Origin of the sequence: Pseudarthrobacter sulfonivorans (genome assembly GCF_001484605.1) — a bacterium.
GTDB classification, from domain to species: domain Bacteria; phylum Actinomycetota; class Actinomycetes; order Actinomycetales; family Micrococcaceae; genus Arthrobacter; species Arthrobacter sulfonivorans_A.
In genome coordinates this window covers 4,310,162-4,324,525 of record NZ_CP013747.1, presented here as the reverse complement: position 1 = coordinate 4,324,525, position 14,364 = coordinate 4,310,162, and the positions used below count along the sequence as shown (strand labels likewise).

The window sequence follows — 14,364 nt, the reverse complement described above, 5'->3', positions numbered from 1 at the left end:
CATCACCATACCCATGTGCTCCACGCGGCGGAACTCCGCAGCGAAACGTATGGGGCCCGCGGACTTCATCAGGTCACGCGAACGGCAGCACGAGTTCCGCGTAGCGCGCCTTGACGGTCTCCATGACGGTATCGCCGTCGGCGTCCCAGATCTCCTGGTTGAAGATTTCAACCTCGATGTCCCCGGTATACCCGGCGTCCCTGACCCAGGTGCTGATCGTGGCGAAGTCGATCACGCCGTCGCCCATAAATCCGCGGGACAGCAGCGGATCGGCCGCTATGGGCATATTGAAGTCACACACCTGGTAGGAGGCGATGCGCCCTTCCCTGCCGGCACGTTCAATCTGGGCCTTCAGGTCCGGGTCCCACCAGACGTGGAAGGTGTCGACGGCGACGCCCACCGCGTGCGCATCAAACGGGGCTGCAAGATCCAGGGCCTGGCCCAGGGTCGAGATGACGGCGCGGTCCGCTGCGTACATGGGGTGCAGGGGTTCGAGCACCAGCCGGATGCCGTTCTCCGAGGCGAACGGGACAAGATCGGCGAGGCGGTCGGCAACGCGCTGGCGGGCTGCCATCACGTCCTTCTCCCCCGGCGCCAGGCCGCCGACCACCAGGAAGAGTTCCCCGGTGTCCAGCGCAGCCGCTTCGAGGACGGCCGCCCGGTTGTCCGCCAGGGCGGCGGCCTGGCCCTCAGCGTCAGCCGCAGTCAAGAAGCCGCCGCGGCACAAGGAGGAGACCCGCAGGCCCGCGTCCTTGATCAGCTTCGCGGCCTTGTCCAGCCCCGCTTCTTCAACCCGGTCGCGCCACGGGGCGATCGCGGGGATTCCGGCGCGGACACAGCCATCAACCACTTCGGCAAGCGTCAGCTTCTTGGTGGTGGCGCTGTTCAGGGAAAGCCGTGAAAAAGGGGACGGTTCTGAATTAGATGTCATGCTCCCACTCCGTTGATGCGCAGGTAGTCGGACATCCGGAACGCGGCGAGCGCCGGGTCCTTCAGCAGCCCTGCCTGGTCGGCAAGTTCGAAGGTCTTGGCCAGGTGGCAGACGGAGCGGCCGGAGTGCAGGCCGCCCACCATCTGGAAGCCGGGCTGCCTGCCGTTGAGCCAGGACATAAAGGCGATCCCGGTCTTGTAGTAGAACGTGGGGGCACTGAAGATGTGCTTGCCGAGTTCGCGGGTGGAGTCCAGGATGGCCCGCGCTTCGGCAGCCTGGCCGGCGTCGTACTTCTGCAGCGCAACCGACGCGGCAGGGTAGATCGCAGCGAAGATGCCCAGCAGCGCGTCCGAATGGTGGCTGCCGTCGCCGTCGATCAGTTCCGGGTAGTTGAAGTCGTCGCCGGTGTAGAGGCGGACGCCTTCCGGCAGGGCAGCGCGCAGGGCAACCTCGTGCGAAGCGTCAAGCAGCGATACCTTGACGCCGTCTACCTTGTCGGCGTGCTGGCGGATCAGGGAAAGGAACGTCTCGGTCGCGGCAGCGACGTCGTCCGAACCCCAGTATCCGGCCAGCGCGGGATCGAACATGGTCCCGAGCCAGTGCAGGATGACGGGCTGGTCCACTTCCTGCAGCAGCGTCGAATAGACGTGCAGGTAGTCGTCCGGGCCGTTGGCCACGCGGGCCAGCGCCCGGGAAGCCATCAGGATGATCTTGGGTCCGGCTTCACTGACGACGGCGATCTGCTCGCGGTAGGCGTCCAGGACGGCGGCAAGACCTGCCTTGCCGGTGGGCAGTGTGGCGAGCTCCAGCTGGTCGGTACCGGCACCGCACGAGACCAGGTCGCGGACGGTCTTCCCGGCGGTAGCGGGGCCACCGGCGGCGACCACCGAAGCGGCCTCCACACCGGTGCGCTTGATGAGCTGCTGGGTTGCGGCCCAGTCCAGGCCCATGCCGCGCTGGGCGGTGTCCATGGCATCGGCGACACCGAGGCCGTAGGACCAGAGTTCGTGCCGGTACGCCAAGGTGGCGTCCCAGTCGAGGCTGGCCGGGGCACCTGGCGTGTTGTCCGCCAGGACCTCGGGAATGACGTGGGCGGCGGCGTAGGCACGCCGCGACGTGAGCGGGGCGGCGGGGCGGGCCCACGACACGCCGCCCTGGAGGCGGTACTCGCGGGTGCCGCCGCCGTGGGTGGGAAGGATCAGGGAAGTCATCAGAGCGTGATCTCCGGGATGTCGATGGTGCGGCGTTCGTCGTTGGACTGCAGGCCAAGCTCGGCGAGCTGGACGCCGCGGGCGGCGGACAGCAGGCCGAAGCGGTGCTCGCGGCCGGCCACCACGTCGCGCAGGAACTCTTCCCACTGCAGCTTGAAGCCGTTGTCCAGCTCGGCGTTGGCGGGAACTTCCTGCCACTGGCTGCGGAAGGATTCCGTGACGGGCAGGTCCGGGTTCCAGACCGGCTTGGGAGTGTGGGCGCGCTGCTGGGCAACGCACTTGTTCAGGCCGGCAACGGCGGAACCATACGTGCCGTCGATCTGGAATTCCACAAGCTCGTCGCGGTAGACGCGGACAGCCCAGGAGGAGTTGATCTGGCCGATGACCGGCTCGCCTGCCGGCGTTTCGAGTTCGAAGATGCCGTAGGAGGCGTCGTCGGCGGTGGCCTTGTACTCCTTGCCTGCCTCGTCCCAGCGGGCCGGGATGTGGGTGGCGGTCTTGGCGTTGACGCTCTTGACCTTGCCGATGATGCCTTCGAGGACGTAGTTCCAGTGGCAGAACATGTCCGTGGTCATGCCGCCGCCGTCTTCCTTGCGGTAGTTCCAGGACGGTCGTTGCGCTGCCTGGACGTCGCCTTCGAAGACCCAGTAGCCGAATTCGCCGCGGATGGAGAGGATGCGGCCGAAGAAGCCTTCGTCCACCAGACGGCGGAGCTTGACCAAGCCGGGGAGGTACAGCTTGTCGTGCACAACGCCGGCGGTGACGCCGGCTTCCTTGCCGATGCGGGCCAGTTCGATGGCTTCTTCCAGGGATTCCGCCGTGGGCTTCTCGGTGAAGATGTGCTTGCCAGCCAGCATGGCCTTCTTCAGCGTGGCGGCGCGGAGGCTCGTCATGGACGCATCGAAGATGATGTCCACCGAAGGATCATTGATCACGGAATCCAGGTCCGTGGTCCATTCGGCCACCTTATGCAGTTCTGCCAGCTCGCGGATCTTGGCTTCATTGCGGCCGACCAGGATCGGCTCCACCTGGACCTTGGTGCCGTCCTCCAGCGTGAAGCCCCCGGCGTCGCGGATGGGAAGGATGGAACGCAGCAGGTGCTGGCGGTAACCCATCCGGCCGGTAATGCCGTTCATGGCGATACGGATCGTCTTTGTTTCGAAGCCCATGTGTCCTCCACGGTGAGTGAGCAGTGTTACTCAAACTGAATTGGGAAAGCGCATTCCCACTGCGTCCATCATGCACCGCTCCCCTTCGGGTTGGCAAGCGCTTTCCCAAAGTATCCTCAAACTGCCATACTGAAAGCGGCGCTAACGGCGCTGAAAGTCTGTATGAACGGGAGAAGTTGTGGCTGCAAGTACCCTCACCGAGGTGGCCCGGCTGGCGGGCGTGTCGCCGGCCACCGCCTCCCGCGTGCTGAACGGCTCCGCCCGGATACCCGGCAAGGATATTGCGGACCGGGTGCGCCAGGCTGCCGAATCCCTCGGCTACATTCCCAACGCCCAGGCGCAGGGGCTGGCCAAGTCCAGCTCCGGGCTTATCGGGCTGATCGTGCATGACATTGCCGATCCGTACTTCGCAGCCATTGCCCGCGGCGTCCAGGATGCCGCGAGGGAACAGCACAAGATGGTGCTGCTGGCCACCACTGAGGGCGCTCCGGACAGTGAGAAGGAAGCCGTGGCTGCCTTCGCCGCACGCCGCGCCGATTCCATCGTGATCGCAGGATCACGGACCTCCCGCACCGAGGACCTGGAAGGCAACACCGAACTCGCTGCGGAACTGGACCGATACTGCCGCAACGGCGGCCACGTGGGCGTGATCGGCCACGGGATTGTGGGGGCCGCGGCAGCGGACGGCTACCGCGTGGTGAGTGTGCCCAATGAGGAGCTGGCCGCGCAGCTCGCAACTGAGCTGGCCGCGTCGCGGGAAGAAGACTTCGTCATCGTCGGCGGCCCGGAAGGGCTGTTCACCTCCGACGACCGGATCCGTGGGTTCCAGCGCGGCCTTGCCAGCGCCGGCCTGCCTGCCGCGGACGTCATCCGCACGGACTTCACCCGTGCGGGCGGCTTCGAGGCCGGCCTCGCCCTGGCTGCACGGATCACTCCGTCCCAACCCGGGACGGAGACAAAACGGCTCTGCATCTTTGCCGTCAACGATGTTATGGCCATCGGGGCCGCCGCCGCGCTGCGCTCCCAGGGACTGCGGATCCCGCGCGACGCCGCCGTTGCCGGTTTCGACGATATTGAGACTCTGCGCGATTTCCGGCCGGCCCTCTCCACGGTGCACCTTCCCCTGGAAGAGATCGGACGGCAGGCCGCCAGCAGCGCAGCCGGCCCGTCCCCCGACGATGCCGGATCGCCCCCGATAACCGGCCAGGTCATACTCCGGCGCAGCACCGAGGTGGCACACCCGAGCAGCGCCGAGTCGGTGGCCTGACCAGCATGACGGACGGGCCCGCAACCGGCCTGACGACGGCCGCGGCGCAGTGGAACGGCGTCGAGCGGCTGTTCGGCCGGCCCGGTGAGCCGTCCCGCTGCTGGTGCCGGTTCTTTGCCCTCACGGGTCCGGAGTACTCGGCGCTGGATCCGGCCGCCCGCAAGGCACAGTTGAAGGAAAAGTTTGACGGCGGCTCCCCAGCCCCCGGCGTCCTCGCCTTCGTCGACGGTCAGCCCGTGGGCTGGTGCGCCGTGGAGCCACGGACCTGTTATCCACGTGTGCTTCGCTCCCGCGTGCTTCGGCAAGCGGAGGAATCAGGGCCGCCCGATTCCGAAACAGCACCACCGGATGCGGCCGACAGCGTGTGGTCAGTGACCTGCTTCGTGGTCGCCGCCGGCCACCGCCGGAGGGGTGTGGCAGCCGCGCTGCTGCGCGCCGCCGTCGAGCATGCCCGGCTCAATGGTGCCGACGTTGTGGAAGGCTACCCGGTGGACCGCGAGCAGCGGCCCAAAGCGGGACCCGCAGACCTTTACCACGGCACGCTGAACCTCTTCCTGCGCGCCGGGTTCACCGTGGCCAGCAGCGCCGTCCCAGGGCGGGCCGTGGTGCGCGTGAGCCTCACCGGACCTAAGGGAGCGTAAGGATCAGCGGGCCATCGGCAGTGATGGCCACTGTGTGTTCGCTGTGGGCAGCCCGGCCGCCGTTGGCGGAACGCAGCGTCCATCCGTCGTCGTCCTGGTAGTAGTCGTCCTTGCGGCCCAGTATTAGCATGGGCTCGATGGCGATGACCAGCCCGTCGGTGAGCTTGATCCCGCGTCCCGGCCTGCCGTCGTTGGGCACCGGCGGTTCGGCGTGCATGGTGCGGCCGATCCCGTGGCCGCCGTGGTCAGCCAGCAGACCGTAGCCCGCCCGCCGCGCGGCGCCGCCGATCGCGTAGGCAAGATCGCCCATTTTGTTGCCGATCCGGGCTGCCTCGATCCCACGGGCCAAGGCGGCATCCGTGGCATCAATGAGGGCCTGGTCCACAGGATCGGGTGTTCCCACAATGAAACTGACGGCCGCATCGCCGCACCAGCCCTCCAGGAATGCCCCGCAATCCACGCTGAGCAGGTCACCGTCCTGGAGTTTGTAGCCGTCGGGGATTCCGTGGACCACGGCGTCGTTCACACTTGTGCAGATCACGCCGGGAAACGGAACTGCGGCCCAGCGCGGGTGGTAGTCCAGGAAGGCCGGTGTGGCTCCCGCCGTGGCAATCGTCTCGGCGGCCAGCGCATCGAGGTCACGCAGGGTGACGCCCACTCCGGCGGCCTCACGCACCGCCGCCAGCGTATTGGCCACCACCCGCCCGGCTTCGCGCATGAGGGCAATCTGCTCGGGAGTCTTGATCATGGACATGCAGGGAACCTCCGACGTCGGGTGGCACGGTTCACGGGAACGTGCAGTTTGTCTGGTCCCACTCTAGAGCCGTCCCGCTGAGGATGGACCGGCCGACATCCACGCCGCCGGCACCTCGCTAAAGTTGCACCATGGACCGAATGCCGCCGAATGACGAATCGCTGGACACGAACGCACCGGTCACGGAAGCTCCGGCCACAGAGACTCCGAACCGCGAGTTGCTGGATGCCGTGCGCGCGGGGCTGCGGGAGCGGACGGACCCGGTGCGGGCCACTGGCGCGCAGGCGTATATGAAGTCCACTCTGCCGTCACTGGGCGTCAGAGTCCCGGAAGTCAGGCGGCTGGCGCTGGCCGCTGCTTCCGTCCATCCCGTTACGTCGGCGGGCCAGTTGCGGGCCACGGTGCTTGAACTCTGGCGCGGCTCCACTGTACGTGAGGAACGCTATGCGGCCATTGACCTGACAAGCCTCCGGTTGGTGGCCCGTGACCAGCTGATGCTCCCTGTCTATGAGGAGATCATCCGCACCGGCGCGTGGTGGGATTTCGTGGATGGGGTGTCGCATCGTATCGGCGGGCTTCTTCAGGCCCACCGGCCCATGATGACCGAATTGCTGGTGGCCTGGAGTACAGACCAGGACTTTTGGATCAGGCGGTCGGCCATCACCTCGCAGTTGAAGGCCAAGGCCAGCACGGATCAGGACCTGCTGCGGGCTGTCATTGAGCCGAACCTGGCGGACCCGGAGTTTTTCATCCGGAAGGCCATTGGCTGGGCGCTCCGTGAATACGCCAAAACGGACCCGGAGTGGGTACACGATTTCGTGGTGGAAAAGGGCACGCGGTTGAGTCCGCTGTCCCGGAAGGAAGCCTTGCGGCATCTGGAACAGGGCACGACGGCGGGAATCACCGGCGCCGGATAACCGCGCCTGCGGAGACTAGATAACGGGGCGTTCGGTCACCGGTTCGGCCGACTTCCGGAAAAGCCTTTTGGTGTCCGGATCCATGAAGATCAGGTACATGGCAAAAAGCAGGCCGGTAATCGCCGCCGCGAAGCGGGCCAGGACCAGGGCAAGTCCCAGGTCCTCGGTCTGGAGGTAGGGAAATACCTCCAGCTGGTCAGAAATGGCGTAGATCATGAAGAACGACACGATGAAATACAGGGCCTTGACCTGCCAGTCATTGCGGATGCCTGTCACCGCGAACAGCGGGATGAGCCACACCACGTACCAGGCCTGGATCATCGGCGCCAGCACCACAATGGCCGCAAAGCCCAAGGTGAGGCGGCGGATCAGCCGCTCATGCTCACCCCTGAATATCTGGAAGGCGACGATGCCTACGGCAAGTATTTTGCCGGCGTCGAACACCCAGTCGGCGAGCGTCCACCCGTCGAGGCCGAAGGCGTTCGAAACGGAAGCGACCATCAGCCCCACCAAGCCCACCGGCGCGTACCAAATGAAGAGGCTGCCAGGGGCGGACAGCCCATTGATCCAGCCGAAGCCGAACCCGTTGACGAGGCTCAGGCCGTACAGAATGGCCAGGCTCAGCCCTCCGGTCAGTCCCCAGAACAGGAATTTCCGCGGCCAGCCGGCGTTCTTGCCTGCCCAGATCAGGCCGATGAACGGCAGGAAAACGATGGTGATGGGCTTGACGGCGATGGAAAGAGTGACGAGGACTATGCCCAGCACCACGCGCCTGGTGGCCGCGTAGTACAGCCCGGCAAGGGCCAACCCGATCATGAGGGCATCGTTGTGGACGCTGGCGATGAAGTTGGTGAGGAACAGGGGGTTGGCCGCGGTGAGCCACAAGGCGCGGTGCGGATTGACGCCGTGAAGCTCGGCCAGCTTGGGCACGTAGATGACACAGAGGACCACACCAAACAGCGCCACGAGCCTGAAAAGCATCACGCTGGCCTCGGGCTGGACGTTGGTGGACCAGACCACAAACTGCTCGATCCACAGAAACAGCTGGCCGTACGGCACGGGAGCTTCAGTCCACTGCTTGTCGGCGCCAAGCTGGAAATAGTTGGACAACGCCGAGATGCCGTTCTCGTAGGGGTTGAACCCCTCCACCATCAGCCTGCCCTGACCAATGTAGGCATACACGTCGCGGCTGAAGAGCGGGACGGTGAACATCAACGGCAGGCCCCATGCTGCGATGGCCTGCAGCGTTGCCTTTCGCGCCGCCGGCCCCCATACGCGGACCCGCTGGCCGAGCCTCAGCCAGGAGCGGACCAGGAGCATGCCGCCTACCGCAACCAGCACGATGGCCAGGGCAACGCCGATGGCCTCCGTCCGCATCCAGATAAAGATCGGTACGCGGCGGAGTTCGGAAACGGGGGCCAGCCAGCCGACGCCGAGGGATCCGAACACCATAAGCACCGAGCCGACAAGACCGGCAAGGATGGGGGACCTGGCGTTATCCACTTCTGCCGCACCGGGCTCCGGGATCACGCTGGCCGCCATCTCCCCCGTTGCAGGCACAGGCGCCGTCATCTCAGGATCGTCCAATCTCTTTACACTCGGCGCTTCAGTCCCGCGGGCGGCTGTGGCCGCCCGGGCCGCGCAGACACTGCACAGCGGCAAAATCCTCGCCCCATGTACCCGAAATCCTAGCATCGGACGGTTGCGCCGGAGCTAAACGGTAGGCTGGTCCGGTGCCTATATCTAACGAACGCATCGTCTGGATCGACTGCGAAATGACCGGCCTGGACATCAAGAACGACGCCCTGATCGAGGTGGCGGCGCTGGTGACGGACTCAGAGCTCAACATTCTCGGCGACGGTGTGGACGTGGTGATCAAGCCTGAGGATGCTGCCCTCGCCCAGATGAACGACTTCGTGAGGGACATGCACACCCGGTCCGGGCTGCTCAAGGAACTGCCGCACGGCAAGACCATGGCCGAGGCCGAAGCCGCCGTGATGGAATACATCGAAAAGTGGGTGCCGGACCCGCGCAAGGCACCGCTGGGCGGCAACTCCGTAGGGACCGACCGCGTCTTCCTATCCCGCGACATGCCGGCCGTTGTGGAGCACCTGCATTACCGCGTGATCGACGTGAGCACCATTAAGGAACTCTCCCGCCGCTGGTTCGCCCGGGCTTACTTCCAGTCCCCCGCCAAGAAGGGCGGCCACCGCGCCCTGGGTGACATCCAGGATTCCATCGACGAGCTCCGCTACTACCGCGAGGCGGTTTTCGTTCCGGCTCCGGGGCCTGACAGCGCCACGGCCCGCGAAGTCGCCCAGCGCATCACTGCCTCGCCGGGCACAGCAGGTATTCCGAAAGAGTAATCTGCGCCACGTTTGGCGGAAATTTTCGCAAAACCCCAAAAAGTGGCGCAAGCACCCTCAAACAGCAGGTAAGCTATTTGAGTTGCCTTTCCAGAGCACCGGACCACCGGGAAATCTGTGGGGCACATGGTGGGCTTAGCTCAGTTGGCAGAGCGCCTGGTTGTGGTCCAGGAGGTCGCGGGTTCAACCCCCGTAGCTCACCCTTGTAGGGCGGCAGTAAAAGCCGTCCATTTGGAGGCCGTACCGGATATCCGGTACGGCCTCCATTTTTTTGCATAACCGCCGGCGCCACGCCGCACGCACGAAGGGCCGCCTGACATGACAGTTCTGCCAATCACCGTCTGGGGTGAACCGGTGCTGCACCGCCGCGCCGCCGAGGTGGAGGTTTTCGACGACGAACTGCGCACCCTGATCGCGGACATGTTTGAAACCAACGACGCCGCCAACGGCGTGGGCCTGGCGGCGCCGCAGGTTGGTGTGGGCAAAAGAATCTTTGTGTACAAGTACCCCAATGACGACGGCGCACCGCCCATCGGGGTCCTGGTAAACCCGGTACTGACCCTGTCCAAGATCTCTGGCGCGCTGCCGGACCCCGAGGAAGAGGAAGAAGGCTGCCTCTCCTTCCCCGGCGGCGCATACCCGCTCAAGCGTGCGGAGTGGGCGCGGGTGGAAGGATTTGACGGCCAAGGGCAGCCTGTGGAGTTCGAAGCGACCGGATGGTTCGCACGGGTCATCCAGCACGAATACGACCACCTCGACGGAAAGCTCTACGTCAACCGGCTGATGGACCGCTATGCACGGAAGGCCATGAAACTGGCCAAGAAGAGCGGCTGGGGTGTGCCCGGCCTGACCTGGATGCCCGGCGTGGATCCGGACCCGTTCGGCCACTGAGCCGACGCATTACCTCGCGGTAATGGTTGGCTGGTCCGGGCAGGAGTCCAGGACGCGCTTCATCGCATCCCTCTCCGGCTGCGTGACCCACAGTCCATAGGATGCCTTCACCGAGATCTGGCGGGCCACGTAATGGCAGCGGATGTTTTTGTTCTTCGGCAGCCAGCTGGCGGCGTCGCTTGCGCTCTTCTGCTGATTTGCAGGACCGTCCGCGGCGATGAGGTTTATCGGATCGTTGGCCAGGCTCTGGCGCTGCTGCAGGGTCAGCCCCTGTGCGCCTTTCTGCCACGCGTCACTGAGCGCCACCACGTGATCAATCTGGATTTCCTTGCTGCTTTCCGGGCCACGCCGGAACTCCATGGCTTTGCCCGTGTACGGCTCATGGATGGACCCTGACACTACCTTGCATTTGGAACCCTCCGTGAAGCCCACAGCGGTGAGGTCCCTGCGGAGGATGTCATTACGGGTGTCGCAGCCGTTCCGGTCCACGTCCAGCCAGGCCTGCCCGAAGGCCTCCCGCTGGTAATTGTCCTTGGGAGCCCGTCCCTTGACGGAAAGCCGCTCGAGGGCGGTCAGGGCACTCCCCTGCGGTACAGCGTGCACCGGGATCACGGGCTTCATCCAGGTCCCGTCGAAAACAGGCGCCTCGCGGGGCCCGGCGATTGCCGGTTCTGCCGCAACGAACTGGCCCGCGGTGAAAAACCACCCCGCGGAGCCCACTGCGGACAGGGCCAGCACCGCCAGCAGAGCCCAGGCCTGCCTCGAGCGGCGGCGGGCACGGCGGTAGGCACGCCAGCTGACGGTCATGGGCAACCGGCTCTTCCGGAAATGTAATGCACCAGAAGAGCCTAGGCCACCCCACTGACACCCATGCGGTTATCCACAATGGGGAGGACGAGTGGCCCGGGTGTTCCGCCTACTGCTATGGCCGGCTACTGCTCCCGGGCTACGCGGCGCAGGTCTTCTTCGGCAACCTTGAGGAGCCCTTCGAGCTGGCGCACGCGGTCGTCGCCGACGTCGCCGGAAGCCCGGGACGCACGGGCCTGCTCCAGGAGCCTGATGGCTTCTTTGTGGTTGGCCTTGGCGACGTCGAGGGCGTGTTCAAGGGTGGTCTCGTGGAGAGTTTCGTTATCCATGCCACCAGTGTGGTCCCGATTCCCGGCTGATTCCAGCGAATCAGCCGGGAATGTCGGGCAGCCAGCCCGGCAGACGGGCCTAGACGGCGATTGCGGCCAAGGCAGCAGCGGCTTCCTTGGCGGGGAAGGACGGCGGGTTGACGCCGGCCATCTCCTCCATGACCCGGACTACCTGGCAGCTGTAGCCGAACTCGTTGTCGTACCAGACGTAGAGGATGACGTTCTTGTCATTGGCGATGGTGGCGAGGCCGTCCACGATGCCGGCACGGCGTGACCCGACGAAATCGGTGGAAACAACCTCCGGCGAATCGATGTAGTCGATCTGCTTGCGCAGGTCCGAATGCAGTGACATCTGGCGCAGGTAGTCGTTCACTTCATCCTTGGTGGTTCCGTTTTCCAGGCTCAGGTTCAGGATGGCCAGCGAGACGTCCGGGGTGGGGACGCGGATGGAACTTCCCGTGAGCTTGCCCAGCAGCTCGGGCAGTGCCTTCGCCACAGCGGTGGCCGCACCGGTTTCGGTGATCACCATGTTCAGCGCGGCGGAGCGGCCGCGGCGGTCACCCTTGTGGAAGTTGTCGATCAGGTTCTGGTCATTCGTGAAGGAGTGGACCGTCTCAACGTGGCCGTGAATAACACCGAACTTGTCGTTGATGGCCTTCAGGACCGGGGTGATGGCGTTCGTGGTGCAGGACGCCGCGGACACGATCTGGTCCGTGTCCTCGATGCTGCCGTGGTTAATGCCGTGCACGATGTTCTTCAGCGCGCCCTTACCCGGGGCGGTGAGGAGCACGCGGGCAACGCCGTTGCTCTGCAGGTGCTGGGACAGGCCCTCGGCGTCACGCCAGCGGCCGGTGTTGTCCACCACCAGGGCGTTGTGGATGCCGTACGCGGTGTAGTCGATCGTGGCGGGGTTGTCCGAGTAGATGACCTGGACCTGGACACCGTTCGCGGTGATGGTGTTGGCGTCCTCGTCCACCCGGATGGTGCCCTCGAACGAGCCGTGGACCGAGTCGCGGCGCAGGAGGCTGGCGCGCTTGGTGAGGTCCTTGTCCGAGCCGCGGCGCACCACAATGGCGCGAAGGCGAAGGCCGTGGCCGCCGCCTGCCTTTTCGATGAGGAGGCGCGCCAGGAGGCGGCCGATCCGGCCAAAGCCGTACAGCACAACGTCGGTGCTGGTGCGGTCATCGCCGCCACGTTTGCCCACTACCTCGGCAAGCTCGGCGCGGAGGAACTCTTCCAGGGTGGCGCCGTCGCCTTCTGCCTTGAACTTCTCTGCCAGGCGGGCGACGTCGATGGCCGCCGCACCAAGTTCCAGCTGAGCCAGGATGTTCAGCAGCGGTGCGGTCTCTTCGAGCAGGAGCTCGGTGTTGCTCATGCGGCGGGCGAAACGGTGCGCCTTGAGGATGTTCATGGTGGACTTGTTGATCAGGCTGCGGCCGTGAATGCTGGTCACCACGTTGTTTTCGCGGTACAGCCGGCCAATCACCGGAATCATGGCCTCGGCGAGAGCCTCCCGGCCCATCCACGTATCAAGACAAGAATCTGACGTCTGGCTCACAGAACTACCTTCCTCGGTTCAGCCGCATACGTCGTCGTACGCGGTTGGCGGCCACCTGATGTTGTCCAGGGGCTCTGGCACCGGCAGGATGCGGTCCATCCCGGGTGCCGTGGAGAAGCGTAAAGAAAAGCCACCGGCTGCGAACGCAGACCCGGCGGCAGAACTTCTACGTTCGCTCTCTATTCTAGGCTGGAGCGACACCGCGGACCGCCGCAACCGGCGTGAAATCACTCACATGCGGGGCGGGTCGGTGCCCGGCGGGTGGTGTTGGATGGGTTGACCGATACGCCGGGTTCTGTGCTCCCGTGCCGTTACCAGCGCGGGAGTAGCGGCCATCCATCTACGGACGCCGTTGCCGACGCCCTCCAGCGGCCTACCCGGACACTCGGGCGGGCAGCCCTCAAACGTGTCCTGTCTGGCCTTGCTCCGGGTGGGGTTTACCTAGCCTTCCCGGTCACCCGGGAAGCTGGTGGTCTCTTACACCACCGTTTCACCCTTACCTGCTGAGCCTCCGTTGCCGGAAGACGCAGGCGGTCTGTTCTCTGTGGCACTGGCCTGCGGGTTACCCCGAGTGGGCGTTACCCACCACCCTGCCCTGCGGAGCCCGGACGTTCCTCGAGCCACTTGCGTGACGCGCGGCCGCCTGGTCAACCCATCCGCAGCCAGTCTACCGCCGGAAGGAGGCCCCTCCGTCGCCGGTAGGATCGTACGGTGCTGATTCTGCTTCCCCCCTCCGAAGGCAAGACCCCCGCAGTCCGCGGGTCCGCCGTCGACTGGCCGTCACTGAGTTTTCCTGAACTCAACACCTACCGGGCCAAGGTCCTGGAAGCGCTGGGGACGGTGAGTGCACATGAGGATGCCCTCGCGCTGCTCGGCGTCGGCGCATCACTGCAGGACGACGTCGAACGCAACACCCGGCTCCACGCCGAACCGGCGGCCCCTGCGCACCAGATCTATTCGGGCGTTCTGTACGACGCCCTCGGCTACAAAACGCTGACCCCGCCGCAGCGCCGGAAGGCCGATGTTTCGGTGCTGGTGATCTCGGCCCTGTGGGGTGCCATCCGCTTCGCCGACAGTGTGCCCGCCTACCGGCTGTCGATGGGAACGGCACTGCCCGACGTCGGCCGCCTCGCCTCGTTCTGGAAGCCGCAGCTTTTGGAGGCACTCGCGGAGTCGGTGTCCGGACATCTGCTCGTGGACTGCCGCTCCAGCACGTATGCCGTGGCATGGGCACCGCCGCCGGATCAGACGGTGGCTGTCAACGTATTCACCGAGGTCAACGGTGTACGCAAGGTGGTCAGCCACTTCGCCAAGCACACGCGCGGCGAGCTGGCACGGCACCTGCTGGCCCGCCGCGGCAACGCCCCGCAGACCCCGGTACAGCTGCTGAAGGCCGCGCGCGAGAAATGGGACGCGGAGTTGGTTGACGGTTCAGCGCGGAAACCGCACGCCCTGAATATCATCCTTCCCAACTAGGTAGCACTAACTGTCGTTTTGAACGTTCAAAACGACAGTTAGCGCTA

General features: G+C 65.4%; 14 protein-coding genes, 1 tRNA gene and 1 other RNA gene. 7 read left to right on the top strand and 9 right to left on the bottom strand.

The window, feature by feature from the left end; genetic code table 11:
• Positions 1 to 73: 73 nt before the first annotated feature.
• The 3 genes from AU252_RS19655 to AU252_RS19645 are packed head-to-tail and all read right to left on the bottom strand — an operon-like array spanning position 74 to position 3,311.
• Positions 74 to 931, bottom strand: a complete 858-nt coding sequence (locus AU252_RS19655; protein WP_058932151.1) for a sugar phosphate isomerase/epimerase family protein — start codon at positions 929 to 931, stop codon at positions 74 to 76.
• Entirely contained in the window at positions 928 to 2,142 is a 1,215-nt protein-coding gene (locus tag AU252_RS19650; RefSeq protein WP_058932150.1) for a dihydrodipicolinate synthase family protein, read from the bottom strand. The genes AU252_RS19655 and AU252_RS19650 overlap by 4 nt, the downstream gene beginning before the upstream one ends.
• Complete coding sequence (locus AU252_RS19645; RefSeq protein WP_058932149.1) at positions 2,142 to 3,311, bottom strand: Gfo/Idh/MocA family protein; 1,170 nt, start codon at positions 3,309 to 3,311, stop codon at positions 2,142 to 2,144. The genes AU252_RS19650 and AU252_RS19645 overlap by 1 nt, the downstream gene beginning before the upstream one ends.
• 178 nt (positions 3,312 to 3,489) lie before the next feature.
• Between AU252_RS19645 and AU252_RS19640 the strand changes: the two genes are divergently transcribed.
• Positions 3,490 to 4,578, top strand: a complete 1,089-nt coding sequence (locus AU252_RS19640) for a LacI family DNA-binding transcriptional regulator (RefSeq protein WP_058932148.1) — start codon at positions 3,490 to 3,492, stop codon at positions 4,576 to 4,578.
• 5 nt (positions 4,579 to 4,583) lie between these two features.
• Positions 4,584 to 5,219, top strand: a complete 636-nt coding sequence (locus tag AU252_RS19635) for a GNAT family N-acetyltransferase (RefSeq protein ID WP_058932147.1) — start codon at positions 4,584 to 4,586, stop codon at positions 5,217 to 5,219.
• Here AU252_RS19635 and map read toward each other — a convergent pair.
• The gene (map, locus tag AU252_RS19630) at positions 5,206 to 5,973 is read right to left on the bottom strand and encodes a type I methionyl aminopeptidase (RefSeq protein WP_058932146.1); all 768 of its coding nucleotides are present in this window, start codon (positions 5,971 to 5,973) and stop codon (positions 5,206 to 5,208) included. The genes AU252_RS19635 and map overlap by 14 nt on opposite strands.
• Before the next feature lie 140 nt (positions 5,974 to 6,113).
• Between map and AU252_RS19625 the strand changes: the two genes are divergently transcribed.
• A complete protein-coding gene (locus tag AU252_RS19625; RefSeq protein ID WP_083510483.1) occupies positions 6,114 to 6,890 on the top strand; it encodes a DNA alkylation repair protein in 777 nt (258 codons plus the stop codon).
• Positions 6,891 to 6,905: 15 nt separating this feature from the next.
• Here the strand turns inward: AU252_RS19625 and mptB are convergent, their stop codons facing one another.
• Entirely contained in the window at positions 6,906 to 8,462 is a 1,557-nt protein-coding gene (gene mptB / locus AU252_RS19620; RefSeq protein ID WP_167349848.1) for a polyprenol phosphomannose-dependent alpha 1,6 mannosyltransferase MptB, read from the bottom strand.
• A gap of 161 nt (positions 8,463 to 8,623) precedes the next feature.
• Between mptB and orn the strand changes: the two genes are divergently transcribed.
• The 3 genes from orn (at position 8,624) to def (ending at position 10,147) form a co-directional block, all read left to right on the top strand.
• Complete coding sequence (orn, locus tag AU252_RS19615; protein ID WP_082575783.1) at positions 8,624 to 9,256, top strand: oligoribonuclease; 633 nt, start codon at positions 8,624 to 8,626, stop codon at positions 9,254 to 9,256.
• Positions 9,257 to 9,385: 129 nt separating this feature from the next.
• Positions 9,386 to 9,458, top strand: a tRNA-His gene (locus AU252_RS19610).
• A gap of 116 nt (positions 9,459 to 9,574) precedes the next feature.
• Complete coding sequence (def, locus tag AU252_RS19605) at positions 9,575 to 10,147, top strand: peptide deformylase (protein ID WP_058932145.1); 573 nt, start codon at positions 9,575 to 9,577, stop codon at positions 10,145 to 10,147.
• A 9-nt stretch (positions 10,148 to 10,156) separates the two neighbouring features.
• Here the strand turns inward: def and AU252_RS19600 are convergent, their stop codons facing one another.
• The 4 genes from AU252_RS19600 to rnpB form a co-directional block, all read right to left on the bottom strand.
• Complete coding sequence (locus AU252_RS19600; RefSeq protein ID WP_058932144.1) at positions 10,157 to 10,954, bottom strand: HNH endonuclease family protein; 798 nt, start codon at positions 10,952 to 10,954, stop codon at positions 10,157 to 10,159.
• A gap of 125 nt (positions 10,955 to 11,079) precedes the next feature.
• Entirely contained in the window at positions 11,080 to 11,283 is a 204-nt protein-coding gene (locus tag AU252_RS19595; RefSeq protein ID WP_058932143.1) for a hypothetical protein, read from the bottom strand.
• Between the two features lie 79 nt (positions 11,284 to 11,362).
• Positions 11,363 to 12,841, bottom strand: a complete 1,479-nt coding sequence (locus tag AU252_RS19590) for a glyceraldehyde-3-phosphate dehydrogenase (protein WP_083510482.1) — start codon at positions 12,839 to 12,841, stop codon at positions 11,363 to 11,365.
• Positions 12,842 to 13,109: 268 nt separating this feature from the next.
• An RNA gene (gene rnpB, locus AU252_RS22890) (RNase P RNA component class A) lies at positions 13,110 to 13,496 on the bottom strand.
• Between the two features lie 56 nt (positions 13,497 to 13,552).
• On the opposite strand from rnpB, the gene AU252_RS19585 reads away from it, so the two are divergent.
• Entirely contained in the window at positions 13,553 to 14,317 is a 765-nt protein-coding gene (locus tag AU252_RS19585) for a YaaA family protein (RefSeq protein ID WP_058932141.1), read from the top strand.
• Positions 14,318 to 14,364 lie beyond the last annotated feature (47 nt).